The organism is Pseudomonas californiensis, from assembly GCF_021147775.1.
Taxonomy (GTDB): domain Bacteria; phylum Pseudomonadota; class Gammaproteobacteria; order Pseudomonadales; family Pseudomonadaceae; genus Aquipseudomonas; species Aquipseudomonas californiensis.
In genome coordinates this window covers 1-24278 of the sequence record NZ_JAGTPK010000046.1, presented here as the reverse complement: position 1 = coordinate 24278, position 24278 = coordinate 1, and the positions used below count along the sequence as shown (strand labels likewise).

22 protein-coding genes and 3 pseudogenes are annotated in these 24278 nt (G+C 53.0%); 5 read left to right on the top strand and 20 right to left on the bottom strand.

Annotated features, from left to right (window positions below; genetic code table 11):
- Positions 1-19: 19 nt before the first annotated feature.
- Genes KDX37_RS26340 through KDX37_RS26330 form a run of 3 tightly spaced genes read right to left on the bottom strand, consistent with a single transcriptional unit; the run spans position 20 to position 2063 of the window.
- Entirely contained in the window at positions 20-616 is a 597-nt protein-coding gene (locus tag KDX37_RS26340; protein ID WP_231656150.1) for an AAA family ATPase, read from the bottom strand.
- Complete coding sequence (locus KDX37_RS26335) at positions 613-1143, bottom strand: GTP cyclohydrolase II (RefSeq protein ID WP_231656148.1); 531 nt, start codon at positions 1141-1143, stop codon at positions 613-615. The genes KDX37_RS26340 and KDX37_RS26335 overlap by 4 nt, the downstream gene beginning before the upstream one ends.
- Before the next feature lie 38 nt (positions 1144-1181).
- Positions 1182-2063, bottom strand: coding sequence for a sulfatase-like hydrolase/transferase (locus KDX37_RS26330; protein ID WP_231656146.1), 882 nt, complete (start codon positions 2061-2063; stop codon positions 1182-1184).
- Positions 2064-2601: 538 nt separating this feature from the next.
- Between KDX37_RS26330 and KDX37_RS26325 the strand changes: the two genes are divergently transcribed.
- From KDX37_RS26325 to KDX37_RS26315, 3 genes and pseudogenes are all read left to right on the top strand, one after another.
- Positions 2602-3708: a DNA polymerase beta superfamily protein gene (locus KDX37_RS26325; RefSeq protein WP_231656144.1), complete on the top strand. Its 1107-nt coding sequence runs from the start codon at positions 2602-2604 to the stop codon at positions 3706-3708.
- 147 nt (positions 3709-3855) lie between these two features.
- Complete coding sequence (cysC, locus tag KDX37_RS26320) at positions 3856-4506, top strand: adenylyl-sulfate kinase (protein WP_231656142.1); 651 nt, start codon at positions 3856-3858, stop codon at positions 4504-4506.
- Positions 4507-4677: 171 nt separating this feature from the next.
- Positions 4678-5120, top strand: a pseudogene (locus KDX37_RS26315) (IS630 family transposase); the annotation flags it as partial.
- Positions 5121-5364: 244 nt separating this feature from the next.
- Here KDX37_RS26315 and KDX37_RS26310 read toward each other — a convergent pair.
- The 16 genes and pseudogenes from KDX37_RS26310 to KDX37_RS26235 form a co-directional block, all read right to left on the bottom strand.
- Complete coding sequence (locus KDX37_RS26310; RefSeq protein ID WP_231656139.1) at positions 5365-7623, bottom strand: DEAD/DEAH box helicase; 2259 nt, start codon at positions 7621-7623, stop codon at positions 5365-5367.
- Positions 7624-7726: 103 nt separating this feature from the next.
- On the bottom strand, positions 7727-9178 hold the full coding sequence (locus KDX37_RS26305) for a DUF6094 domain-containing protein (RefSeq protein WP_231656137.1): 1452 nt from the start codon (positions 9176-9178) through the stop codon (positions 7727-7729).
- A gap of 29 nt (positions 9179-9207) precedes the next feature.
- A pseudogene (locus tag KDX37_RS26300) lies at positions 9208-9807 on the bottom strand (hypothetical protein).
- 126 nt (positions 9808-9933) lie between these two features.
- Positions 9934-10545, bottom strand: coding sequence for a DUF3275 family protein (locus KDX37_RS26295; RefSeq protein ID WP_231656135.1), 612 nt, complete (start codon positions 10543-10545; stop codon positions 9934-9936).
- A 100-nt stretch (positions 10546-10645) separates the two neighbouring features.
- Positions 10646-10981, bottom strand: a complete 336-nt coding sequence (locus KDX37_RS26290) for a hypothetical protein (protein ID WP_190291576.1) — start codon at positions 10979-10981, stop codon at positions 10646-10648.
- A 116-nt stretch (positions 10982-11097) separates the two neighbouring features.
- Positions 11098-11385 carry a hypothetical protein gene (locus KDX37_RS26285; RefSeq protein WP_081051715.1) on the bottom strand — a complete coding sequence of 96 codons (288 nt, stop codon included), beginning with the start codon at positions 11383-11385 and terminating at the stop codon, positions 11098-11100.
- A 69-nt stretch (positions 11386-11454) separates the two neighbouring features.
- Positions 11455-11610: a hypothetical protein gene (locus tag KDX37_RS26280; protein WP_231656133.1), complete on the bottom strand. Its 156-nt coding sequence runs from the start codon at positions 11608-11610 to the stop codon at positions 11455-11457.
- Positions 11611-11675: 65 nt separating this feature from the next.
- Complete coding sequence (locus KDX37_RS26275; RefSeq protein ID WP_010210319.1) at positions 11676-12251, bottom strand: STY4534 family ICE replication protein; 576 nt, start codon at positions 12249-12251, stop codon at positions 11676-11678.
- 98 nt (positions 12252-12349) lie between these two features.
- Positions 12350-12568 carry a hypothetical protein gene (locus tag KDX37_RS26270; RefSeq protein WP_010216390.1) on the bottom strand — a complete coding sequence of 73 codons (219 nt, stop codon included), beginning with the start codon at positions 12566-12568 and terminating at the stop codon, positions 12350-12352.
- A gap of 301 nt (positions 12569-12869) precedes the next feature.
- The gene (locus KDX37_RS26265) at positions 12870-13238 is read right to left on the bottom strand and encodes a hypothetical protein (RefSeq protein WP_231656131.1); all 369 of its coding nucleotides are present in this window, start codon (positions 13236-13238) and stop codon (positions 12870-12872) included.
- A 184-nt stretch (positions 13239-13422) separates the two neighbouring features.
- Positions 13423-14010: a regulator gene (locus KDX37_RS26260; protein ID WP_231656129.1), complete on the bottom strand. Its 588-nt coding sequence runs from the start codon at positions 14008-14010 to the stop codon at positions 13423-13425.
- 1071 nt (positions 14011-15081) lie between these two features.
- Positions 15082-17103 carry a DNA topoisomerase III gene (locus tag KDX37_RS26255; RefSeq protein WP_231656127.1) on the bottom strand — a complete coding sequence of 674 codons (2022 nt, stop codon included), beginning with the start codon at positions 17101-17103 and terminating at the stop codon, positions 15082-15084.
- Positions 17104-17204: 101 nt separating this feature from the next.
- A pseudogene (gene pilL2, locus KDX37_RS26250) lies at positions 17205-17795 on the bottom strand (PFGI-1 class ICE element type IV pilus protein PilL2); the annotation flags it as partial.
- A 291-nt stretch (positions 17796-18086) separates the two neighbouring features.
- Positions 18087-18524, bottom strand: coding sequence for a type II toxin-antitoxin system PemK/MazF family toxin (locus tag KDX37_RS26245; RefSeq protein WP_231656123.1), 438 nt, complete (start codon positions 18522-18524; stop codon positions 18087-18089).
- A gap of 233 nt (positions 18525-18757) precedes the next feature.
- A complete protein-coding gene (locus KDX37_RS26240; RefSeq protein ID WP_231656121.1) occupies positions 18758-20710 on the bottom strand; it encodes a DEAD/DEAH box helicase in 1953 nt (650 codons plus the stop codon).
- Positions 20711-20712: 2 nt separating this feature from the next.
- Positions 20713-22278 (bottom strand): PcfJ domain-containing protein, encoded by a 1566-nt coding sequence (locus tag KDX37_RS26235; RefSeq protein WP_231656119.1) that lies wholly within the window; start codon positions 22276-22278, stop codon positions 20713-20715.
- Between KDX37_RS26235 and KDX37_RS26230 the strand changes: the two genes are divergently transcribed.
- The gene (locus KDX37_RS26230; RefSeq protein WP_231656117.1) at positions 22264-22425 is read left to right on the top strand and encodes a hypothetical protein; all 162 of its coding nucleotides are present in this window, start codon (positions 22264-22266) and stop codon (positions 22423-22425) included. The two genes, KDX37_RS26235 and KDX37_RS26230, sit on opposite strands and share 15 nt — an antisense overlap.
- A 290-nt stretch (positions 22426-22715) precedes the next feature.
- On the opposite strand, the gene KDX37_RS26225 is transcribed toward KDX37_RS26230, so the two are convergent.
- Entirely contained in the window at positions 22716-22916 is a 201-nt protein-coding gene (locus tag KDX37_RS26225) for a CrpP family ICE-associated protein (protein ID WP_231656115.1), read from the bottom strand.
- Positions 22917-23483: 567 nt separating this feature from the next.
- Between KDX37_RS26225 and KDX37_RS26220 the strand changes: the two genes are divergently transcribed.
- On the top strand, positions 23484-23897 hold the full coding sequence (locus KDX37_RS26220) for a DUF3757 domain-containing protein (RefSeq protein ID WP_231656113.1): 414 nt from the start codon (positions 23484-23486) through the stop codon (positions 23895-23897).
- The last annotated feature ends 381 nt before the right edge of the window (positions 23898-24278 follow it).

Sequence of the window (24278 nt, the reverse complement as noted above, 5' to 3'; positions counted from 1 at the left end):
TCTGTTCCTATACTTGCGGTCAATGATGACCCTGAAGATGCTGGATAAAATCGATAATGTATTCGTACTGTTGATCAGCCGGTTCATTCATCAATTTCAGTATTCGCTTGTCGGAAGCGAGCAGTTCTTCGCACAGCTTATCGTATTGGGCATGCACTGCCTGTAGAAGCGCAAGGTTGTCATGTTGCCAACGCAGCTCACCATCAAGGGCACGACAGTGCAGTCTCTCTCGCAATACGTGCAGATCCGGAAGCATGCAAACCAGCACGTCAGGAAAGCCATGGGGAAGGAAAAGGCGGTCGATGTGTTCGTTTAATCGCCTGGTTTCATCTTCCGTTATCCAACCTAGTTCCTGGTAGGCGTTGATGTAGCAGAGGGTATCGTAGATACAACGGTCTGCCAGCACCGTAGTGGGGCGTGGAGCTTTTTTATTCTCTATTTGTTCAACAAGGTATTTTATGGCGCGAACGCTGGCCCGTTGGTACGCGGATGTCTCAGGTATCTGGAATGAGAAAGCAAAGCCCCGGGAATACCTGCTGTGAGTTACCAATTGATTGATGGCGGTAGATTTACCCGCGCCATGCGGACCGCAAAAGTAGAGAATCGATGATGTCATGCTGGAGTCATTACGTGAGTCTTGACACCTCGGCTTTCCAATGCGGCCTTTTTTTCCGCACTCTCTGAAAGGAGGTACACATCGACAATGTCCAGATGCTTCAATATTTCGGCAATCTGACCGAAGTCGCGAAGATCATAGTCGAGCCCCAAACGCATACAAGCATCCAAGCTGCTAAGATTGTGCTGTTGCCTTTCTGTGTAAACTCTGACTTTACTTACGAGTCCCCTTCCTCGTCCGTCATGCTCGTCCGTGTAGATAATCAAACCGTTATCCAGCCGATTGAGTGTATGCATGGCGTCGGTCATCTGTGTACAGCAGTCACACTCATGATCGCCTGCAATATGCCCCAGCGCGCAGGCCGATTGAATTCGCAAAGGAACGGGGGACATTAGATTTCGATAGATAAACATGTGATGAAATATTTGGCCTTTATAATTGGCCTCCATTGCACCTACATAAAACTTACCGATATCATTTGTGATCGTTGCACCCCATGCAGCATCTAGAACTTGAAATTCAGGCATAAATCAACCTGTAATGACTGCGAATTAAACAACCGTTATTAGTTGACGGTTGCAATAAGAAGAGGAACTTCGGTAACTTTTTCGTGCGGATAACCATGCCCCCACATACCGTCCTCCCCAAAGCATTCGCCGTGATCGCCAGCGATGACCACCAACAGTGGATGAGAAATCTTCGATAGGAGAATGCCCACTTTTCGATCGACTTCTTCCAGCGCTGCCACTTGTAATTTTTGCAACTGCGCGAGCGCAGCAGTATCCACGTCCACCTCGTGAGAGAACGCTTTTTTCAACCCCCACAAGTTCTTATGTTTTTTTATTGTTTCTTTGGCTGATTCCGGCAAAGGCGCCACACCGCAGTCGTAGGGTACATGGGTTTCAGGACAATTTATAAACAGGAAGAACGGGTCGCTGCCTATTTCATCAACAAGCTCATCAATATGATTCAGTGGAAACTCAGAAGCCTCCCTTTCCGTAAACACGGAAACGAAGTCATTCTTCCCATAAAAATGAAAGGTATCGAAATGCTTGGCCAGCGCAGGATGCCTGAACCAGCGAACACCCCCGGCACCAATCACTCGGAAGCCACGTTTTGCGTAGGATTTGGGGACCGATTCACCGTCAATGCTGACACCGATGGTCATGGGGTCGCGTTGGCGTCCTGAAGCGAGACGCCATAGCTGGCGTACTTCAGGACTGTAGAAATCATTGAAAGGAGGCGTGATAACGGAAGGCAGATAGCCCATGAAAAAGCTCATGTGTGCCGGTAGCGTGTACGTTCCATGGGTGCCCGCCGCGCGGGTATGACCGAGACTGTCAAAAGTCGGCGTCCTGGCTTGAGAAAAAGAATCATAACGACATGAATCCACAGTAATAAATAGCACACTCCGTTCTGACATTGCTAGCTGGGCTATCTGGTTCATGGATCCTCCTTGAGTATCGAACAGTCATTACATGCCAGTGAATACGAAGAGTAGATGGCCAATTTGTTATCAACTACTCTTTGAATCAGCACATCCTTGTGCAACGTCTAATACATCCGTTTAATGTGACAACCTCAGGCGGTGTTATTTAGGTGCGTGAATGGCACCGCCACTTGAAGTGAAGGTGATTACAGCGCTTACGGCTTGCTGTTCGGTCGTGGTAAGTACGCGAATATTATGATTCATGAAGATCATCCTTTTAGTTCATAAATTGAGATCAATTTGATCGTCTTCGAGACTTTTTAATCGCCTCGCATCAACCCTAAACAGCCTCAGAGGATGTGTCAAAAAATGATCCAACAGCAAATGTTACAAAATGTTTCATGATTTCGGCGCATCAAAGCATGTCGGTTAATTTCTTGACATGTGACAAATCAATGCTTAAGTCTTCAAGTCCTAATGTTGCTGGAGTTGAGAGGATGTCACTTTGATATTGACCGGTGTCACATTGCCGCTTTTATCACTGCCGGGAGGTTAAATGAGTTATTCATCGCAAGTTCGCGTGACGCTGTCAGAGGCTGAGTTGGCTGCCATCAAGGAAAGGCTCGATGCTTTTTTAAATAATGATGAGCAAAAACCTTTGTATACGTTCCTGTCTGGCTCGGTTGCCGAAGGACTGGCGACGCCAAGCTCCGACTATGACGTATATGCCGTTTATGAAACCTGCAGCGAAGGTGAAACGCTTGTTACAGGCGGACCTAGACCTATCGAAGTCACCCGAATTAGCCTCGCTAAAATAGAGCATATCGTCGAGATGCTCTTAGACGGCGAAGACCTACCAAACATGACAAACTATGAATTGCTGCTGTGTCATCGGCTGTATTGCGGGATTGGCCTAACCAACGCTCACAGTTTCGATCAATTGAAAAAAATGTTGGATATCGATATTTTCAGAAAAAGGCTGGGGGATTTCTGTCAGCTCAATGCCGAGCGCTCATTGAGGGTCTCTTCCGGTTTCGTCGATGCGGGAGACTTCGATTCTGCCGTGCTCGCAGCTCGAACCGCGGCAAAGCACAGCTTTAATCAGTTTCTAGTCTTCTGTGGCGCCACGTCTTTACTGGACAAATGGCAGCTACGATATGCACAGCTTTTTATCGGTGAAACACATTTGGCACTGGAGCGCTTTGCGGATGTTTTCGCTGGCGACTTCAGCGGCTCCGTATGCCAAAAAAAAGTTTACCTCCATCGGTGTTATCGCTTTCTGCAGGTCATGTCGGATCATTCCGTGATGTCTAATCGTATGCCTGAAGAGGAATTCTGGACGGTCTCTCGTTTCCTCCCATCTCATCCTTCAGGAAGAAACCGGCTGCTTGAAAAACCAGCAGGTGTTCGTGTTGTTAGTCACGCAGACACTTTTTTCCTACTGCGGGTAAATACCCCGATCATGGAGCTTCCAGTGTCTGCGGTACTGATATGGGCGCTGATCGATAACGACTCTTGCGTCAACGACGTTCTGCAACGAGCTATTGAAGGGTTCCAAATATCCAGAGAAGAATGTCTTCAATATCTGCAGGTATTTCTATTGGCTGGTGTTGTCACGATGAGCTGTTTCAACCTTGCTCTGAGTGAGCTGACTGATGACTGATGGTGCGGTCACAGGGTGTATTTTCCCAGTAACCCTGAGAGCTCAATATGGACGAAGTTCAGAGCAATTTGATCATGTCCAACTTTGTTCATAATGCACGTATTTAAAATTAAAAAAATCAACTATCAAGCTATGAAGTGAGTGTTTATGACAAAAACTTACACAGACGCCACTAACGCCAGGAGATTTCATGATGAGGAGTCTAAGCGCTGGGATATCTATCCGCCTCGTCTGGATATAAGCAAGGGTGATCGAGCCAGCCTAAAAAAACAAAAGCCTTGTGTGCTGTGGTTTACAGGGCTGTCAGGGGCGGGGAAAACCACGCTGTCTAATTTGGTTGAACTTAAGCTTTTCAAGTTGGGGTATCATACATATGTGCTCGATGGTGACAATGTAAGGAATGGACTGAATCGTGACCTTGGCTTCACAGAGCCTGAACGTGCCGAGAATATGCGGAGAGTAGGTGAAGTCGCAAAGTTAATGTGTGATGCGGGATTGATCGTGTTATGCGCATTCGTTTCTCCACTTGCATCGGAGCGGAAAAAGCTTCGTGATCTTTTTCAACCTAATGAGTTTTTTGAGATTTTTGTGGATTGTCCGTTGGCTACTGTAGAAGCTCGGGATACAAAAGGATTATATAAAAAAGCTCGGATTGGCGACTTGGCGAATTTTACTGGTGTTAACGCGCCATACGAGGCACCCACGACGCCAGACCTTCACCTGAAGACAGAAGTATATTCGCCAGATTATGTCTCTGAGCAATTGATGCAATTTCTTAAAGACACTGGTCTCATTTAACTGCTCTCATTCATACACTAATCAAGAACGAAAACGGATGGCAGCCGCACATGAATTCATGTAGGTTTCCTTAGAAGAGCGACTAAGGAGCCGCTGATTTATTCGATTTTTCGTCCCGGCAACGCTCTGGAGGCCTTGATTTATCTGGGGGGGCAACAGCTGGGTTTTAGAATAAATCAGTGTCTTCTTAGAAATGAAGAAACGGCCGAGCTAAAACGACGAGTTCGTTCTGCCACCATCCCTCAGCGAGAGCGGCGGCTAGCACGCATAATCCTGCTGGCTGCCGAAGGCGAAACTCGAGATAACATCGCACGGTTGAAGGGCATTTTCATGCCCAACGATCACGCTCTGGTATCCCCAGGTTCAGGCGTTGGAACGAACACAGCCGGGTTTGCATTTGGGCATCGGTCATACCCTGACTAAGTCCATGATTACACCCGCCATGGCACTGTCACGTTATTCGCTGCACTGGGTTACCTCCAAGAGAATTGATCAGCAGCATCGAGCGTTAGCAGAGGCATCAAGAGTGGCTGACCTTTCTCAAGAAGATCAACAAAGAAACGCCCAAGCACCTCCAGCTTCATCAGATCGTCGATATGAACCATGCATTGCATTGAGCATCAAGAATCTGAATTTTTGAAAGCATTTACTAGGCTTATCTGTTTGAATTTGGATCCATTCTATTGTACTGTTTTCGAAACAACTTGCCCATACATCCGCGATGTTGCCTATTAATGAATATTGTTTATACTCAAAACAAACGACAGATTTTTTCGAAGACAGCACACTATAAGCCGTCGGTAGTTTCTACAATGGCCAGCAGACCCCATAAAAAAGGCCACCCGAAGGTGGCCATGGTCAAGCGTTGATGAGTTGTCTGGCGAGCGCCATCTCTACAGAATCACCGTCCTGGTTCAACGAGTCCAGCCCGGACTCTGGAACATCTCCTGACGTGCTCTGTGATACGGCGATCTTCTTGGCCATCAGCTGCAGGCAGGTGATCTGAGAACTGCCGATGTAGCCGAAAAAGATCACCCTGACGTCCTGCTTCTGTCCGATCCTCCATGACCGCCTCGCCGCCTGTTGCACCGTGTAGACGTTGTAACCCGTCTGCATGAACGCAATGGTCGGAAAGTCGAGCAGATCCAGACCGGTTTTTACGAGCTCCGGGTTGGTGATCAGTACGTCGACGCCTCGATCAACCTGGTCAAGGATCCAGTCCTCGCGCCTGGCGGTGTCCACCGATGCACGCAGCACTGCCACCTTCAGTCCCGATTGCTCGAGCACCCGCTTCATGCGGCTTGTGGTGTCTCTGGTACCCGTGTAAACCGAGTAGACCAGAACCTTGCGGTTCCGGGCTTTTTCAGCAAGACATAGGTCCAGAAGGGCCTGTTCCTTCGGCATGAGCTCATCATCTTCGAAGATCGATGGCACGAAAGCCAGTGTGTCTCTGGATCGAGGATGCTTCACCACCTCAGGTCGAAAGCAGCAGTCCGGCCATGCCAACAGCACGTTCAACACCACCCCTAACAGTGTGGTGTCTCTGCGGGCCAGTGCCTGACGAAGCTCGATGGTCAATGTCTGGGCAAGTTTAAGGTGAGCCGCCTCCTGGTCTGGAGACATCGGCACGTCAATGAACTCCTCCCGGTAACCAGGTAGTACATTGCCGCCGATATCCTTGAGTTTCAGGAACACCGTGAAGGGTAAAACGAAGCGGTGAATACCTTTCGGGCCGAAGCCCGGAGCTTTGACCGTCCGCACCGAGAGTTTTTTACCTTTGGCCGTCTTGTGAGAGCTGCCATCACGCTCGGTGTAGATATCCTTCAATACTCCGTGATCCCGCATAAAAGACATCGCCGCCGGCGCCATGCTTCCTCGCGTGTTGGGCTGATAGCCGTCCTCGATCATACGTCTGGTGAGGATCCGGAACAGTAGGTAGAACAGATCGTCTGCATAGCCACCCATCAGAGTGCCGGTCAGCAGCACAGTCTTTCGAGCTTTGGCTGCGAGCACGCCCATAGCCTGACCTTGTGCCGATCCACTGTTTTTGTACTCATGTCCCTCGTCCACGACCAGTAGGTCAAAGCACCCGTTAGGTAGGTAGCGCTTGATGAATTCAGTGGGCTGGTAACCCCCCTCGCCGAACCCGAACTCGATGTTGGCCATTGCGCGCTCCATGCGCTTGGCCTGTCGATCGCTGAAGATGAAATTGCCTTTGGCGTCCATCAGATTGATGAACTCAGAGACATTGTCCAGAAGCATCGAGGCGAGAAAGTCTTCGCCGAAGTCAGACAAAAGCCGTTCTGCACGAACAGGTCCGATTGTAGGGATGCGACACATCGACTTTAGAATCGTGTTTCGGCGGCTGCCGCCATCCGATTTGCCCAGACGCATCAGCGTCCATAAAGCGGCATCACAGTGATCGCAGCGTCGACGTCGCTCTTCTCGCTGAAATTCCTCAGCGGTTATCAGATTGCCTTCCAGGTCCTGGAGCAGACGTCCACAATCTGGACACGCTGCCAGGCTCCTTCCACCGCCGGCACGCCTTTGCCAAAAGGCCAGACGCCAGTGGAATCCCATCCGCATCCGCACGCGGCCGAGAATAAAGAACTCCTGACGTCCGTCGTAGGTATCACCCAGTTGATCGCGCAGCTTCAGCAGCTTGACCAGGGTATCCGGTCCATTGAGCACCCAGACACGAGCGTCAGGGATGGTTTCGAGGATCTCGCGTCTCCACTTGTAGACCAGATGCGGGGGCGCGATGACCATCGTCCGGCGATAACCAGCTCCATGCATGACTGCAGCGAGCGCGATGGCCATCATCGTTTTGCCGGTACCCATCTCGGCATTGATGATGCCGGCCTGCTCATTCTGATCGAGCAAAAGCGCGGCAATTGCCTGGACTACTTGAGCCTGGGCTGGGAAGGGCTGTCGTTTGAGACCGTCCATCACCCGCTGCCGAGCCGGATTGTCGATGCCGGCATAGACCGGCGGGTTTGAGCGGTTGAGAGATTCCAGAAGCTCATCGCCGAATTCTTCGATGAATTCAGTGAGTCCAATATTTAAAGCATTGGCTTTCAGGTGGTTCGAGGCCCTTGGCAATGTTATGTCGTTCATGGTGTTTCTCCACATGAGAATGAAACAGGGCACGCACGACACCACGGAGGGTATTGGGCATACCCTGCGGGTTGGTTGAGAGAATGTTTTGTTTAATGCGCTGTCAGTAGTCCGACGGCAACATGATGGTGGTCACGGAGCGATCGACCTCGGTGATGATCCAAAGTCTGGTTTCATCTCCAGCGTCGATGTCATACCCGGAAAACAATCGACCTTCAGCACTCAGTGCTTGCTGATTGCTGTCCCAGTCGTCGTTCGAAATCTCGCCCCAATCGCCCGTCGCGTGACGCCGCAGGTACTGCATCACGTCGAGAGAGTTGTTTTCGAGCAGACTTTGAACGCTATGCGTGAGCACCACACGGCCCAGTTCAAATAAAGCGTCCTGGCTACGTGCTTCAGTGTTTGAGGTGGTTTCGTGTGCAGCTGGTGTTGTCGCATCCGAGCTGATGGTCAGTGCGCACCCGAGATAGGATGAGCCTGGCGTCATATCCCATGCCCGAATCCTGGGCACAAAACGATCAGTCAAGATCCTTGTCTCAAACACGTTGCCGTCCTCGTCCTCGGTGAATTCGGTCTTGGGAACCTTATCCTTGTAGGTGTCGCCCTTGAGGACAAGGACACGCCCGGACCGAGAGGTCACCACACCGGTTATGGCTCCAGCAGCGAGTGCCAATGCCAAGTGCCACCGTGAAAGTGCCTTCACGGGCGCGCGCGGTTGAGCGCCAGTCTGGCCAAAGTGCAGCGTGAAATCAGGCCATAGGCCTTTCAGACGAAGAACCTCTTCACTGAATTGCTCTGGTTCAAGCGTGATTCGGTAGAAGTGTTCCAGATCATTGGCGATCGGCAGGACAGCGTATTGCTCCCATGGCCAAGTGGCCGGTAGCAGATCAGCAGCTTGCTCCCCGGATCCGATTGCCCGCAAATGCTCACGCATCGCAGCCACTTCCCGAGGCCTTGCCAGATCCTGACGGCGTACCCTGATCCCGAATATAACGACCTGTTTGAACGTCCGGTCTACCGCGGCGCAGACCCGCAGCCCGGTAAAGTGATTGGTAAGCCAGCCACACAGCTCGTCGTCCAGCACGTAGTGAGGAACGATGAATACCATCACTCCTCCGTACTGAAGCAACGGCAGTGACCTTTGGTAAAACGCCTTCTCAAGCCTTCTGCGCCCGCTACCCTGATACTGTGAAGCGCCAGAGTGGTCAGCGACCAGATCCCCGTAAGGAGGGTTGAGCCAGAGCAGTCCGAAGGACTGTCGAGAGATCATGGTGTCCATCAAGTCACCCTGCAGCACTCGGTCCAGCAACGTTTTCGAGTGTTCAGCGCGCTCTTTGTCGTACTCAACGGCATAGGCCTCGGTTCGGTCGCGCTCCAGACGGTGTGCGACTTCAGCCAACGCCACGCCTTCTCCCGAGCACGGGTCAAGAATCCGCATTCGTCCCGAGGAAGCTGGCACCAACGCCTGCAGAGTGCGTTCCAGCGTCAGTTCGTCAGTCGGGTAATAGCCGTTGCGTGCAAAATTACGGGCAAGCCGTGAAAACATCAAAGCCATGATGGGCTCCTTGGACAAGTGGGTGTGAACTACGCCGTAAGTTCAGTGGTGAGTTTTCCTGCGCGAATGAGTTCGCCCAGGGCTTTTTCGAGCACGTCCAGCTGCAGCGACAAACGCCAGGCAGTCACCTAGCCAATAGCTCCTGGTAGCGGATGCAACATGTTGTGCGCAGTAAGGACTTCCATCACAGCCTCACGCCAATGTGGAAGGAAGGGAAGCGGACAAGTGTCTACGACCAGCGGCCACAATCTGTCGAATGAGTCTTGGGCTTGACCGATGAGCGCGTACGCACAGTGGTTTGCTCGATCCGGCTGCGAGCAACGCTGATCGAACAGCCATAAGTGCAACAGGCTGCCGAAGAGCGTTCCGCGGAGCTGGCGAGTGGTCCGTTTTTCCAACAGATCCGTATCAGGGAACACGGGGATGCGTTGGTCATTCATGACGATATGAAACTGATCTAGGCCGTTCTCGGAGTTACCGAGTGTTAGTCTGGCCAGAAACTCCTGCATGGCCGTGTCGCGGCCCCAGGCTGAGAGGAATATCAGGTTTCGCTGCTCGTCACAGACGCACGCGTCGACGTACAGATCCGGGCATTCTTCTATATGAAAGAGTTGAGTGCGGTTCGGCATTAGGTCCTCCAAAACAGGAGGGGACCCGCCCTGAGGGGCGGTGATGCCCCTCGGGATTCAATGTGTTTAGCGGATAAACTCGGGTTTATCGATTGCTACCAGGAAATGATCAGCTTTGGAGCAGGATTAAAGTGTGCTGAGATTCCAAATCTGCAACTTGAAGTCAAGCTCATACCCAAGCTCGCCAAGGCGAAAACATTGTTGCCGCAGACGCTTACGATCTACAGTTGTGTCCAGCTTGACTGAACGTCCAATCGGCCAGATCGTGCCGAACAGCTCTGCATCAGCCTCAAGTGTGCTGACCTGTTTCTCAGGCTCGGATCCCATCATTCCGAACGGTGCGTCACTGTCAGCAGAAACTGATCTTCTGGGCGTTGTTTGAATAGCAGGACGAGGTCTGGTTGACGACGAGCCGCCCGAGGCTTCTTCGTCGAGTGGGTCAGTTTCGTTGTTGGACAGCCTTTCAGCTTCATCTGCGCTGAGGTTGGCCACGTCGTCCAACGACATGCTGTCCAGCCTGGCGCGGACTTCGACCACTAATCTGCCGCCGTTGGTGTAGTAGGAGGGACGAATTTCAGTGATAACGAAATCACCTCGATATTTCCCCTCGTGGTACTGGTCCAGCAAAGCGTCTTTGATGACGAACTCGCCGATTGACGTTGAGAGCCTTCCGACATTGAATTCGCCGTTACGGCCGTTGATTGTGCGTATGGCCAGATAGCCGGGCAGGTTGATCATGAGCTACTCCGCGTTGCTCGGGCTGGCGACATACTCGGATGCCCGATGAAAAAAAGCCCGAATACTCGGGCTTGTTAGTGGTATCAAGTTGCCAACTGGGTCAGAACAGGTTGAGAGGCTGTTCATCTCTAAGAGAAATGCAAAGGTAGGAATTGCCGTTTATGGCATCCATCCGATGAAGTCTCAGTTCGAGCCAATGACGCCCCGAGCGGTCACCGTTGGGCAGAAAACGATAGATGCCGAAGTCAATCTGTGGCTCATCGGGCTGAAGATGCAGCTCGCGATACGCTTCGAGTACGACTTCGCCTAACCGAGTACCGACCTCTGCAATATGTGATGGTGCTTCCATATGAACAGATTCTTTCCAGGCAGAAGGAGTCAGCACAACAGGCAATTTCAGCAAAGTGGATGGCAAGTGATTTATGGTGATGGACATAGTAGTTCTCCAGGTGCGGGTAACCACCTGGCCCGACCGGGAGGTGAATTACCCGGTCAGGTTGGTTTACGTTCTTGAGAACGTTTGGATAGAAACTTTCTGTTACAGCGAGTCAGTTAATAAGGGAAACCATCTCTGTACCATTCCCTGAGAGTCCAGTAAGACTTCAGGATTCCAGCATCGTCAAGATAAGAGCTATGGTCCGGTATAAAATTCTCAGCGTGATCCAAGAGGGCCAGGTCTTCGAGCTTGTCCAGTACATCCTCCCAATACAAGCTGGAAGAACGATCCGGCGGAGTATCTTTTTCTAAAACCTGTTGATAAATACTATCCTGAGTTCTTGCTATTGAAACCAGCAAGGCCAGCTCAAGTCGTAGGGTTAGTCTATTTGGATTACTGTTCATCACGGGGCTCCAATATACGGGTCCCGGTCCCTAAGGGTGAGGCCCTAAGGGAAAGTGGCGAGTTTTGCTTCAAGAAGTGATCACAATACCCATCATTGCAAGAAAAGTGGCTATCAGTCCTCCCGCGCCTATCTGAGTCAGTAGTTGAGCGGAGAGCTGTTGTCCACATTCGAGAAAAAAGATGCTGAGCGCTGTAAACACGAGTGTAGCGATGGCGAGTTTCATGGAATCGTTCCCTGCGTTGTAAAGAAAAGGCGCCTGGAGGGCGCCTTGAGGGAGTGAAAGAGCTTTCAAGCAGCTTGTTTCTGTCCTCGTGCAGCGCGAGCCGTTTTAGCCGGACTGGCTTTAGGAGGAGTAACAGCAGCTGGAGTATCTATTTCAGCCGATTCAGCTGGAGCAGGCGCTTCATGCTGGTCGTCTGGGGTTGTGTCAGATACTTGGCTATTGGAGGAGGCGTGAGCCTCTTCTTTCAGCGGAGCCTGATAGACAGTCTCACCATCGACTTTGATCCAGGCAAGGTACAAGAGACGGCCTTTAAGGCTGACACCTGTTTGGCCTTGCTTATCGCCACTGCCGTAGGTAAAAGTATCAGCCCAGATATCACCGATGCGGAAAGAAACAAGAACTTTCTTGCCGGCAACGACTGCTTCCTGGGAACGGCGAATCAGCTTCTCAGCTTCAGCACCAACCACGTTGCAATCGATGAAGGCATACTCAGCCGAAGTAGTGCAGCCTTTAAGGGCGGCAACTGTGACAGCCATGAAAGGATTCCCTTTACGGGGTTTCACTTCACGAATGCGGTTGAGATAGCCGATACCAGTGGTATGCAGGTCGAAGTATTTGGTTTCGTTAGTAGAGTTGCTCATGGTGTTTCTCCAGTTTTGAGTATTCAAAGCGGAGATACACTTCGCCCAGGGGGGGAAGGTATTCCCCGCATGGGTGGTAGAGCGAAATTTCACGACAATCAATGCATGAATCTGAACGCAGTAAGCATAATGCCTACAGCAGCAGTCAGCATGAGTGCCATACGAATTGAAAGTTTGAGTTCAAGTTTGTCGAGATCGGCTTTGGTGGCGAGCTGCGTTTGCATGTCAGACTCCAAGGCATCGACAACTGCAGCGGCGCGGGTTTCCTCGACATCGATCGAAATCAATGCTTGGTACAGCGCAATACTGCTTTTCATGAAGGTCTCCTGCTGAGCGCGAGACCTACCCTACGGGAAGGTCCCGATGGGTGTGAGAATCAATGTGCATTCATCAATCAGATAATCTGATCAACCGTTCGCGCTTCCGAATGCTTTGCGAACTAGGGGTTGGATTAATGCGTGGAACGCATCGTAGTCATGAAATCCAGACTACCTCGGGCATGTTGCTGACAACGTCAGCGGTACATGGCTTTAGAATCCTTTAAGGGCGATTCGTTTGTCAACCCTCAAAATGAAAAATGCCCCTCAATAAATGAGGGGCCTGACAGGGTAGCGGGTATCATGCAATGAGCTGGTCCAGAGAGCCCAGTACAGGGCCCTTAACGGCTGGTTCAGCATCCTGCCTTTTGGAGGTGGCGTGTGCTTTTGATGCGCGAGGCTTACGGGTTTTCTTCGCTGGTTTGGTCTGAGCTTCTTGCGTATTAGCCTCATACCAATCATGAAGATTGATCCCTTTGCGACGCACTATGGCTGGCACGCTGCAGTAGTTTTCGCACTCGTCGTGGGTCATCACAGGTTCAGGCATCATCCTGCACTGCGCTGCTACCACATGGACTGTTGCAGGTTTTGGCTTTTGGTTGACCGCACGGATGCATTCACGCAATGCCTTACCGACCCTAACGCCAAAACGAAAGCTTGCTGTACTCATGGTGGTTCTCCAGGGAAAAATGCGGAGAACACCGCCCGAGAGGGGAGTGATTCCCCGCTGGGTGAGTGACGCGTTTAGTGTGCAACCATCGGCAATTGGGTCGCCGAACGTTCGCGCCTCCGGAAGCTTTGCGAACTTTTGGTTGGATCAATGCGTAGAACGCATCGTAGTCGTGAGATCCAGACTACCTTGGGCGTGCTGCTGACAACGTCAGCGCCACATTCCATAAAAACTTGAGAAAGCTGCGGATAGCCGCATTTGTTGTGTGGATGGAAACACGCTTCATATCCGGTCCACTAGTGCGTGAAATTTCTTCCTGGAGCCATTGCTCCTGAAGCTGCGCACATTCTTCATCACTCATGACGAGGTCTGGATCTTGCTCGAAGGCTGGTTCTTGCATCAGGTCACATTGCTGAGGTCCAGAGTCCTCATAGACTTCTAGTCCTGTGAACTCGAAGCAACCGCAAGGGCAGGTGTCGCTAGTCAGGCCGTGGCTGCAGATTCCATGGCTTCGATTAACTTCCCTTGCCGCCTTAATTTCTGACGGGGAAAGATAATTATAGTCCGAGCGTGCATAGGTAAAGGCATGCGATGCCGGTTCGGGTGCCGCTTCATCACCGCCAAACATCTCGATCATCCGCGAACAAAAATGCTCGAAGACCAGAGTTTCGTATGTCGGAAATTGACGACATGCCTCGCCGTAAAGCATATCAACGCGTTTAGTGATCCCAGCACTTTGGGATGCTGAGTGTGCAGCCGTGTAGTCTGACATGGTCTGTCTCCGTTCAAATAGCTGAAAACGGAGACACTTATCCCCAGGGGAAAGTATTCCCCGAGGATTATTTGTGTATGTGATGTGACTCGACCGGTCCAAGTGGATCGTCGAGTGGAACGTGAAATGTGCATCCATCGGTAACGCATACCGAACGTTCGCGCCTCCGGAAGCTTTGCGAACTTGGGGATGGATCAATGCGTTGAACGCACCGTAGTCATGAGATCCAGACTACCCGGGCATGTGGCTGACAACGTCAGCGGTACATGTCTTGAGAATGAGAATTCGGGGAGGGCTTGTCAAGCAGTAGTAGCGGTGGTGTCGCTTATGATCTTGGGTGAACGGCAATGACGTGATGAATCGGACACCATTTAGGCGAGAGTGCTCGCCCGATCGAGGATCACTTGAGCGCGACGGCCAAGAGGATAACGATGAGAATCGTGCTGAGAGTTATCATCGTCACAGACGATCACTCTCAGCCGATGTGGGCTTGGCTACAACTTGAAAAATGTGCCACCTGTGAGCGCAAGGTCAGCGAGGATCCCTGGGCATTGATCGCACGCATTGCTTCATCGACATCACCCGACCCGTTGTCGTGGCTTGGGCCAGTAATCAAAAGGCACGCATTCGCGCACAAAAGGAGCCCGTTTTTTCACCGGCGGGCACCGGCAGCGAAAAGTGGCTACCTCGGAAGGTAACCTGGTCATCCAGCGCGCTGCGAGATGACCAGGTTACCTTCCGAAAAAGCGGGGGAATTTAAAAAAAGTGGGCCACAACACCAGTGTGACCCTGAGACGATTGTGCATCGAACCTTCCATGAACCCTGTGTGCCTATGAACCCGCTTTCACGAGTTAGACGGCTGCGTGTCTGCTATTGAACAGGGAGACACAGGGAGAATTCACAACAAGATCTGTACGCCCCTCCCGATGCTTTGCGTACTTTGGGGTTGGAGAATGAAGGCAAGGCCGACTTCTCCAGGGTGTCACTGATGACCGTCAGTGACCAGCGGGGTGGAACAGTGAATGGACCTATTGTGGCACATCATTTGTCAGGCCGCCATATCCAGTGGTTCAAGCGGTTTTGGTCGTGGCGGTGCGCGTCTTGGCTGACTTGCCCGGCGATTTTTTCTTCCCTGTACCGATGTTCACCGTACCTTTGCATTCGGGGTACCTGGTACACGCCCAGAAAACACCTGAGGCTCCTTTGCGGTGCGAGGTTTTCGCGTTGCACAACGGGCACCTGGGACCTTCGGGAACCTTGATCGACAAGGTAGTGCCCTTGTACTGATCGACGAGCCTGGTGATCCAACTCGATTGCCTGGCGATAAAGTCATCGAGCGTCAGGGTGCCTTGCTCGATCATCGTGAGTGCCTGTTCCCAGATCGCAGTGGTGCCAGGGTCGGCCACTGCTGGAGGCACCGCATCGATCAGTGAAAACGCTGCTTCAGTTGCCCGCAGCGCGCGACCTTTCTTGATGAGCGAACCTCGGTCTATCAGGCCCTGGATTGTCCCGGCGCGAGTTGCTTCCGTCCCGATCCCCGTCGTTTCTTTTAGCTTCTGAGCCAGCCGTGGATCCTTGACCAGCTTGGCGATGGTCTTCATTGCCTTGACCAACGTGCCCTCGGTGTAGGGCTTAGGAGGTTCTGTCTTCAGCGCTTTCAGCTGCAGGTCCTGGATGTCACATCGAGAGCCAACCTGCAGCATTGGCAGGGTCTGTGACCGACCTCCACTTTCGTCTCCCTCTTCCTCGGATGAGTTAGAAAATAGAATTTTCCAGCCCGGCACCACTATTCGCTTGCCCACTGCCTGCAGTGAAATTGCATTGGATTCGAAGGTCGCCACGGTACGATCGTATTCATGGTTAGGCAGGAACTGCGCAAGAAAGTGAGCGCGGATCAACTCATAGACCCTGCGCTCCTTCTCAGACATTGCTGAAAGGTTCGCGGGTTCCAGGGTCGGGATGATTCCATGGTGGGGCCCCGTGATTTTTTTGTCATTCCACGCCCGTGAGCGCTGCTCCGGGTCGATCAGCAGGAGTGCCTTACCAATAGTGGGATCAGTTCGGTTGATGGCATCAAGTACCATAGGCACCTCATCCAGCATGCTCTCTGGCAGGTAACCACAATCGGTTCTGGGGTAGGTTGTTGCTTTGTGGGTTTCGTAGAGGGCCTGGGCGACGTCGAGCGTCTCTTGAACCCCTAGCCCAAATTTCGCCGAGCACACCTCCTGCAGGGTGCTCAGATCGAAGGGGAGCGGCGCGAGATCCCGGCCACGTTCGGTCTCCACAGAGATAGCGGTAGCCGTCTGGCTATTTTTCAGTGCATTGAGCGCGGCAGTTGCTGCGCTCTGATCGAGGCAGCGGCCTTCTTCATCGGTTACTGACTCATCGGCGACCCATTTAGCCAGGAACGAGTGCCCGGCAGCGCAGAGCTGAACGTCGAGGTTCCAGAACGGTTTGGGGATGAAGTTTGCAATTTCCCGATCCCGGTCGACCACCAGGCGAAGGGTCGGTGTTTGAACACGGCCGACGGACAGCACGCCGGTGTACCCGGCCTGTCGTCCGAGCAGAGTGAACAACCGAGAGAAGTTCATGCCGATCAACCAGTCCGCTCCGGAGCGTGCAAGTGCCGACTGGTACAACGGGTAGGTTTCTGCACCCTGTTTGACGCTGCTGAGTGCCTGACGGATGGATGCTTCGTTCAGCGCGGACAACCACAATCTCTGAATGGGTCCGCGATACCCACAATACTCGATCAGCTCGCGCGCGATCATCTCACCTTCGCGGTCGGCATCGGTCGCGATCACCAGTTCTGTTGCTTCTTTGAGCAACTGCTTCACGACCTTGAACTGGCTGGCGGTCTTCGGTTTGACGATGACTTTCCACTGTGCAGGTAAAATAGGAAGTGTATCCAGGCTCCAGTTTTTCAGGTGATCGCCGTAGGCATCCGGCGCAGCAGTTTCCAGCAAGTGGCCAATGCCCCACGTGACGGCCACCCCCGGCCCTCTGAGGCAGCCATCACCCCGGGTTTTTGCTCCGAGTACGGCGGCAATGTCTTTACCCTGGCTGGGCTTCTCGCACAGATACAAACGCATAAAGGCTCCAATGAGATTTCTCGCGTCCTCAGAGCTTGCTGTCTGGGGAGGGAGTGAGAGGGTAGCCGGAGGATTCAATGCCGATGGCCAATGCCCAGCGGCCACGGACGATGAGGTGCTGTCTACCGGCGTGTTCCAGCGTTGGATGGTGGGTCAGTTTGAACCGGTGCTGTGGGCTTTGGTGTATCCGGAAGTTGGTAACCAGGCCGCAGTACGAAACAGACATCGCGCGTAACCTCATTGACTTTGACCTGCCATGCGGGGCCTGCGAGCACCTGCAGGGTGTTGCGCAGACTCATGGGGCCGAGCTTGTACTGGGCCGAAGGAAGGGGGCGCGTGAACAGGATGTTTACGTGATCCGTGGTCGGTGGGCACAAGGCATAGCCAGAGCGGCTGATAACATATTGCATCGCATCCTGGACGGACGGGTGCATGTTGGGAGGAATGCTGACATCGATGATCTGGGCCATCAGGTCGCGTTGTTCGGCTTCTGGAGCGGTATTCACCAGGGCGTATCGACCGTAACGAACCGTGGGCTCCTGACCGGGCTTCGCGCCATTTGAATACAGGTCTAGCGAGAGCAGCTCAGGATTCTGGCTGCTGTCGTAAGCTGATCCAACCGGTTTGTCCACTACAGACGTGCATCCGGCGAATATCGCGAGTATGGAAAGTGTGGAAAGTTGCCTGATCATGTGTGCCTTGACCCCATTTCTTGATGGTGGCCAAGGTGCCAGCGCTTCAATTACAAAGCACTGCTAAACCCTAAACGGATCAATTCAGGTTATTCGAGGAGGCATGGCGACGCAGGGGGTACGGGAGGGCTATCCCCCGATGGATTAGCCGATCTGCGTCGCCGCTGACAAAATGAATTGAGGTAAAACGAAAAAACCCGCCGTTAGGCGGGTTTTTTCTAGGCGTTAAACGCACTAGGTGCAGCAAAGGGCTCAAAGGCCAGTGATGAAATAATAATAGCAACGCAGTGATTATGTCAATAGACCAGCTGCTGCAATCGTCTTGATGACGGCCTTTTGAATCAGTGTCACTTTGTCCCTTGGGAGGAAGGTCGGAATCGGTACCCCTTTCTCTTTGATCTGGTTCAAGCGATCTTTAGATACATGCGTGATGCATTCGGCCAGCGCCCATCGATCTCGTCTGTCGTAAAAACCAGTGATAGAGAACAAGGGCGGCTCCAAATATACATGTAGGCCCCTGTGGACAGCATTTGGGTTGCCACTAGAAGATATCGGCACAACCATCACGCAGCCGTTGGGAAGACGACCATTCAACACAACTACCATCCTGCGTTTGCGTATCTCCGGGAGCATGAGTCCGTTGTAGCGTGGTGTCGGAGGTGGCCGCATGAAGTCGCCGAACTCGCATTCCACTACCTCGCCGACCTTCGGTGTATACGTCAACGCCATGCAGATTGTCCTTGGAAGTTCTCGTTAATGGTCTGACCCCTATCTTGGCTTCGATCTTAATGGGACAGCCCAAAAATGCGGTCGGTTGTGAAACGGGTTGGCAACTGGACCGACACGATTACTGGCTGCAACCCCTCAGCAATCATAACTTCTTTGGCACCGCCCGTGCTGGGGCTTCGGCCCTTTAGACCGTTATGCAACAGTGCACAAACATCCCTTGCAGCCACAACCGATCAAAGGATCTCAGCAAGCGCTTTCTTGCTTGACTCCTCCGTTTCTGGATCGATCAGATCACTGGCTAGTGCGCGTTTGTCCATGAGCATCTGCCACAGCTGCTGATCGATGGTGTCTTCAGCTAGAGGAATTTTGACTACCACCATGCGCAGTTGCCCATTGCGATACGCCCGGTCTTCAGCTTGGTCCTGTAGCCCCGGCGTCCATGGCAGCCCCAGGAAAAAGACATAGTTAGCCGCAGTGAGGTTGTACCCTGTGCCGGCGGCCGACCTGGTCCCGATGAATACCCTGCAGTCCGGGTCCTGCTGGAAAGCATCAATCGCCTTCTGTCGCTTCTTGGGCGAGTCGCTGCCCACCAACGTCACGCACCCGATTCCCATCTTGAGGCAGTGCTCACGCAACGTGGCCACCGATTCCTGATACTCGCAGAAGAGGATCACCTTGTCGTCGACGTCCAGCTCGGCCATCAGGTCCGCCACGATCCGTACTTTCACGCGCTCGAGCAGTTGACGCAGTGCGCCCAGCCTTGCGAATCGGTGCGTGTCGCTGCGCATGATCTGATTGTACTCGTCACGCTCAACCTGGCTCAGGATCACGGGCACAGTCTGCCTTTGCTTGCCTTGCAGGTTGGGCAGCACGTCCTTACGGCGGCGAAGCATCCAGTCAGATATCTCATCTCGAAGCGTCTTGCGAAACTCAGGACTGCCGGCGAATCGCTCGCAGAATTCGTTGAGTGGTAGTTGGCCAATCGGATGACCTGAAAGCCTGAGCAGTGTGTGCAGCTCCGCTTCGCGATTGAGCACAGGCGTGCCCGTCAACAGGTAGCGGTTCTGGACCTGAGCGGCGATGTCGAAGCCGTGGCGTGTCCACGCAGCAGTGGGTTCCTTGAGCCGGTGAGCCTCATCGATGACCATCACTGCGAAGCAGCCAGCGTGCCTCACAAAATCGCCCAGACGTTCGTAGTTGACGATGATCCAGCCCGCCTGCGCATCGAATGTTTGCAGGGCAATCTGAGCCTCTGGAAACACCATCAGGATTTCGCGCTGCCAGTTGATGATCAGGCTGTTGAGCACGATCACCAGAACGGGTTTGCCCTGTGCGCGGATACCTGCGGCAACCACCGCCTGGCGAGTTTTCCCCAGTCCCATGTCATCGGCCAGTAGTGCGCTGGTGCGCTGTAGCAAATGACGAATGCCTGCAGGCTGGTGATCCATCAGCGAAAACTCTTCCAGCGCCTCATCGATATCGGCGCTGGTCAACTCGGTGTTTTTGATGGACGGGACAGATGCCAGGTAGATACCTGAATCTGAAACCTCCTCCTCGGACTTCGTCGACTCCGGGGAGTAACCCCCCAAACTGATGCTGGTGACTTCACGCACCGGAGAAACAGACCCGTCGGCAAGCAGTTCTTGCAAGGTATCCAGAATCTCGAACTGATCCTCAGCCAGGCCCAGCTCCAGGATCAGGTTGCTTCGGACCAACTCCGCGGTGCTTTGGACCCGCCAGGCTTTGCCCGCCGAGAGGTATACTCCGCGCATGCGCTTGGCGATGGCGACAGCACCCGGATGAAAATCCCCTGACAGGATCACGCCACCTTCCGCCAACGGCGCGAGCCGAAACCTCATCCCCCAAGTGAATGCGTCACGGTGCAGGTCGGACTGGGCAGAGGTGATCCTGTCCCGGAAGGCTTGCCAGCTTTCGATGTGTTTTCCATCCGCGAGCTCCGCCAGTTCCCGATACAGCACATCGAGGTCATCGAGCAGCTTGGCCTTGGGCACGCGCCAGAACTGATTTAGCGGGTGATCAGACCGGCGTATGAAAAAGCCACCCCGGCGCAACAACAGCTTGTTGGCACCTTCGAGATAACTCAGGGATAGTCCGAAGTCATAGCCGTCGTAAATGGCTTTGCGCAAAAGGACCGGTCGCTTGTTCATCAGTTTGGGCGAGGCCACGATCAGAGCCCTCTGTCCATGAGCCGCTCGGCCCACCCGATAACCTCTTCTGCGAAACGGATTTTATAGATTGAGGTCTTGTCGGCATAGCGATCCATTTTTGCTACCAGGTTGGGCCAGTCCAGGTTCACCGGAATACGACCGTTCCTGACTTCTGCGATGAACCTGTCGAACGCTTTCATCACCGGCGAGAGGGTGTCCAGGGTTTCGTTGTGGTGGCCTCTGATTTGAACGACGTGCAGATGCTTGGGAGCCCATTTGCCCGATTGCCCCGTCTTGTGCTCATGACCATGGGCCCTGAGTGCGAGCTCGACCGACGCCAGCGGGGTTGCTCCAGAGCGGATCGACAGGAGTCGACAGTTACCTGAAAAAGCGTGGTAGTCGTAGGTGTCGATGCAATGACCCAAGGCGCGATGCTCCAGGTCCAAGTCATCAGCGCAGCGTAATTCGACGATGTGTAGGCCTGTTTCACTGCAGGTGATGGTGTCGGTGTTGAGCATCAGCCCCGGCCAGCGAGTGAAGGCATCTGATGGCTCAGGGGGTATAGCCTTCTCCAGCCTGGCCCTGATCGCTTCGAGTTCGCCGTGGAACGCATCGGTCAGATTTGATATCTGACGAAAGCTCAAGCCGCCCACAAACGCGTTCAGACGGTTCTTGGTGTTTAACGCCGCGCGACTGCCAGCCCTGTCGAGGCTGGAGAACAGCTCTCTGAGATCGACCAGCTTGGTCGTGATGTTCGACCAGGCAGGGTCTGCCCAGTCGGTTGGGCAACCCGCCAAAAGAGCGTTCATGTCAGGCAATGCTCGAAGTAATGACCACGGGATTGCCGACCTGAACGCATAGAACGAGCGCCATTGGGCTTTGGTGCTCGGGCGACGGTTACCGAGACGGGCACCCGCTATCAAATCGCCCCATCCGGCCTCGAGCCCCTCAGCATTCAAGCGGCTCAACGCACTGCCGGTGTCGTACACCCGCTGCTGACCCAGATAGCGGATCGCGGAGATGGGGGTGGAAAACAGCCACGCCAGCACCTTGTTCAAAGGCAGGCCGGTATCGGCTGCGTGCCCCACCAAGCCTGCTCCGTCTCTGGTGCAATCATCATCCCAAGAGCCGCAGTACTCCTGCAGGTCTCCCCACGGGCACTGTTCAAGAAGGTGGCTGTCTGCAATTTTCGGCCAAGGCATTGCATGGCCAATGACCAGCACTGGAGTGAGGACGGGTTGCGCTTTCAAGGCCTGAAGCCGACGCGTACGATCCCCCCGAGCCAGCCAGTTATACAGTTGAGCAGACGGGCACTGTACTGAACGTACGGCGTGTAAAAGTTCTTGATCCAGACTCTGACAAAACTTCTTTAGCGTTGCGCCGATGCAGGTGAGGTAAAACCGGTTACGTGGACCGTAAAAGCGTTTGTTTCGGCCTTCTTCGCTGGCCGCCAAGAAATCCAGTTTCATGAGCGGTTTGATACTGAGCTGCGACTCGTGCAGTGCCAGGTCTCGTGCGTGTTTGCTGAACGACGTCAGAAGTGCTTGCGCACCCCCATGAGTAATCAACTGATGAGCCAGCTTCAACGCTCGACTCGTCGTGGGTGCGTGGACTGGGACTTTTCGCTTCTCATCAAACCGCACAGCGGAAATCAGCTGGCCATCGAAGTATTGGAGCTGTCTGCCGAATCGCGCCACAGTTGGCCGTGCGACCTGGTCGTCGTTATGAAGTGAAACGCACCAGCACCGTGTCGACGAAGTGTGAGTCAGGTAGTGCAGCATGAACTCGTCACGTCGCTCCGGCGGTACGCCGAAATGATCAGCCCACGTGTTGGCAACAGCACGATGACGCTCTGGGAATTTTGCAATATCGAGAAGAGTCTGGACGAAACTTGGTTTGCAAATAGGCTCGGCGGTCATGAATCAATGAGCTCAAAGTGACTTGAAGCTGCACTGTCCTAGACCTGATCTGCGCTCGCCATACGTAACCGTAAACGTGGGTGGAGTGGGTTAATCGCTCTGAGTCAGAAATCCAAGCGTTGCTGTTGCTCCTGGGCAAAGCCCTGTAGCCACGATGCGCGCATGGCGGGATGCCGGTAGGGACATGCGTGGAGAGGGATGCCGCTGCGCGCCGCGTCAGCACCCGCGCGCATCACGGCATGGTGAGCGTTGTTGAAACGACGCCGATCCGGAGTGTCATGCATCGCGTCAGGAACTGCTCTCATAACTGAGGATTCCCGTGGTGGAGATCGAAGACATCCAGGGCGTCACGAACGAGGCGATTTTTTGGATATCCGTATTTAGCTGTGGGCAACCACAGAAGCGCAAATCGGGTGCCTTTCCAAAATGGGCGCAATCTGCATTTATGTGGAATGGAAAATTATTCTCCCAGTCTTCCGTTCCTTGACGAGATTACTACGTCCACACTACCGGGACGCGTCTTGAAGCAGGCACCCTCCGCCGATACCTGAGCCGCGCCGTGCACAGCCTGATGGGTGTCGTGACGAATGTGGTGGGTGTGACTCAGATTGATCAATCGCTACATGATAAGAGAACCTACCTTTTGACGCTGATCGCAGCTTTGCCATTGAGGCGCTGTCGACCATTTAAAATATTTGGAAAGCATAATGGAACTCGATGGACACTGATGACCACTCAAGTGCGGCGCATGTAAAAGTAAAAGCGAATAGATAAGTCGGTGGTGGTAATCTGTCGGTTAAAAGCATGACAAGCAACTCGCTCACCCACTGTAAAAAATAAAATCAACGTAGATCCACGATGGAGAAAGTAAAATGAAAGCTCGCTCAAAGAAATCAGTAGGCATTGTTGCTTTGGCACTTTTAATGGGCAAGGTGTATGCCGCTCCTACTCCTGCCGCGTGCCCGGATGTCAGCGTCATCAAACAACATCAGGAAGGGCAAGGTTTTGTGTATACGGCACCAGCCCCAAACAACCAACAATGGAGAGGCGAAAACCCGCGAGGCGATGCAAAGGACATAAATAGTATTGCTTTCAAAACTGCAAATATACGCAACCGAAGCGCGATCACAGGTAATGCATTTGTGGCGTGCGACTATGAGGGTAATAGCAGCGCAGGAATCAGGATGAGTCTTGAAACACTCAAGGTAGCAACACCTGTGGGGAAAGCTTGGAACGGACTCAGTTGCAGTGGAAGCAACCCATCCCTCTGCACGTTTGAGTATTGATGTTTTTATAATATACATTTTACAAATAGCTATTCAGCTTAAGGCAGGTAGCTTTTAGTAAAACTACGAAAACAAGTCACAGCGCCCACGACTATCGGCTTTTTCCCCTCGATTTGACTGGGCGTTCTGCAGGGCCTGAACGTAAGACGTCCCCAGCCCCACAGGTCAACGTCGTCAGAATCAGCGTAGCTCAGAAGCATTCCACTTAACTTACTCAAGACTTTCTTGGCGTCGGAAAGTGCTTTCTCCCAACGCTTCAGATCGTGCACCGTCACAGCAGTAGACCGTAACCGCTCCATTAACCCCACATTCAAAGCACTAAGCTAATGCCAGATGCTGGGCTCCCGATTCTCTCAGGAGCCCATCGATCATGATGCGACC

What these genes read in the sequence shown, in the direction of transcription:
- KDX37_RS26255 (WP_231656127.1), bottom strand. Translation starts at nt 17,103, where the DNA reads ATGCGTTTGTATCTGTGCGAGAAGCCCAGCCAGGGTAAAGACATTGCC.
- KDX37_RS26220 (WP_231656113.1), top strand. Translation starts at nt 23,484, where the DNA reads ATGAAAGCTCGCTCAAAGAAATCAGTAGGCATTGTTGCTTTGGCACTT.
- KDX37_RS26270 (WP_010216390.1), bottom strand. Translation starts at nt 12,568, where the DNA reads ATGAAAAGCAGTATTGCGCTGTACCAAGCATTGATTTCGATCGATGTC.
- KDX37_RS26295 (WP_231656135.1), bottom strand. Translation starts at nt 10,545, where the DNA reads ATGATCAACCTGCCCGGCTATCTGGCCATACGCACAATCAACGGCCGT.
- KDX37_RS26310 (WP_231656139.1), bottom strand. Translation starts at nt 7,623, where the DNA reads ATGAACGACATAACATTGCCAAGGGCCTCGAACCACCTGAAAGCCAAT.
- cysC (WP_231656142.1), top strand. Translation starts at nt 3,856, where the DNA reads ATGACAAAAACTTACACAGACGCCACTAACGCCAGGAGATTTCATGAT.
- KDX37_RS26330 (WP_231656146.1), bottom strand. Translation starts at nt 2,063, where the DNA reads ATGAACCAGATAGCCCAGCTAGCAATGTCAGAACGGAGTGTGCTATTT.
- KDX37_RS26285 (WP_081051715.1), bottom strand. Translation starts at nt 11,385, where the DNA reads ATGAACAGTAATCCAAATAGACTAACCCTACGACTTGAGCTGGCCTTG.
- KDX37_RS26325 (WP_231656144.1), top strand. Translation starts at nt 2,602, where the DNA reads ATGAGTTATTCATCGCAAGTTCGCGTGACGCTGTCAGAGGCTGAGTTG.
- KDX37_RS26230 (WP_231656117.1), top strand. Translation starts at nt 22,264, where the DNA reads ATGAGCCAGCTTCAACGCTCGACTCGTCGTGGGTGCGTGGACTGGGAC.
- KDX37_RS26280 (WP_231656133.1), bottom strand. Translation starts at nt 11,610, where the DNA reads ATGAAACTCGCCATCGCTACACTCGTGTTTACAGCGCTCAGCATCTTT.
- KDX37_RS26260 (WP_231656129.1), bottom strand. Translation starts at nt 14,010, where the DNA reads ATGTCAGACTACACGGCTGCACACTCAGCATCCCAAAGTGCTGGGATC.
- KDX37_RS26245 (WP_231656123.1), bottom strand. Translation starts at nt 18,524, where the DNA reads ATGGCGTTGACGTATACACCGAAGGTCGGCGAGGTAGTGGAATGCGAG.
- KDX37_RS26225 (WP_231656115.1), bottom strand. Translation starts at nt 22,916, where the DNA reads ATGAGAGCAGTTCCTGACGCGATGCATGACACTCCGGATCGGCGTCGT.
- KDX37_RS26265 (WP_231656131.1), bottom strand. Translation starts at nt 13,238, where the DNA reads ATGAGTACAGCAAGCTTTCGTTTTGGCGTTAGGGTCGGTAAGGCATTG.
- KDX37_RS26290 (WP_190291576.1), bottom strand. Translation starts at nt 10,981, where the DNA reads ATGTCCATCACCATAAATCACTTGCCATCCACTTTGCTGAAATTGCCT.
- KDX37_RS26275 (WP_010210319.1), bottom strand. Translation starts at nt 12,251, where the DNA reads ATGAGCAACTCTACTAACGAAACCAAATACTTCGACCTGCATACCACT.
- KDX37_RS26340 (WP_231656150.1), bottom strand. Translation starts at nt 616, where the DNA reads ATGACATCATCGATTCTCTACTTTTGCGGTCCGCATGGCGCGGGTAAA.
- KDX37_RS26305 (WP_231656137.1), bottom strand. Translation starts at nt 9,178, where the DNA reads ATGGCTTTGATGTTTTCACGGCTTGCCCGTAATTTTGCACGCAACGGC.
- KDX37_RS26335 (WP_231656148.1), bottom strand. Translation starts at nt 1,143, where the DNA reads ATGCCTGAATTTCAAGTTCTAGATGCTGCATGGGGTGCAACGATCACA.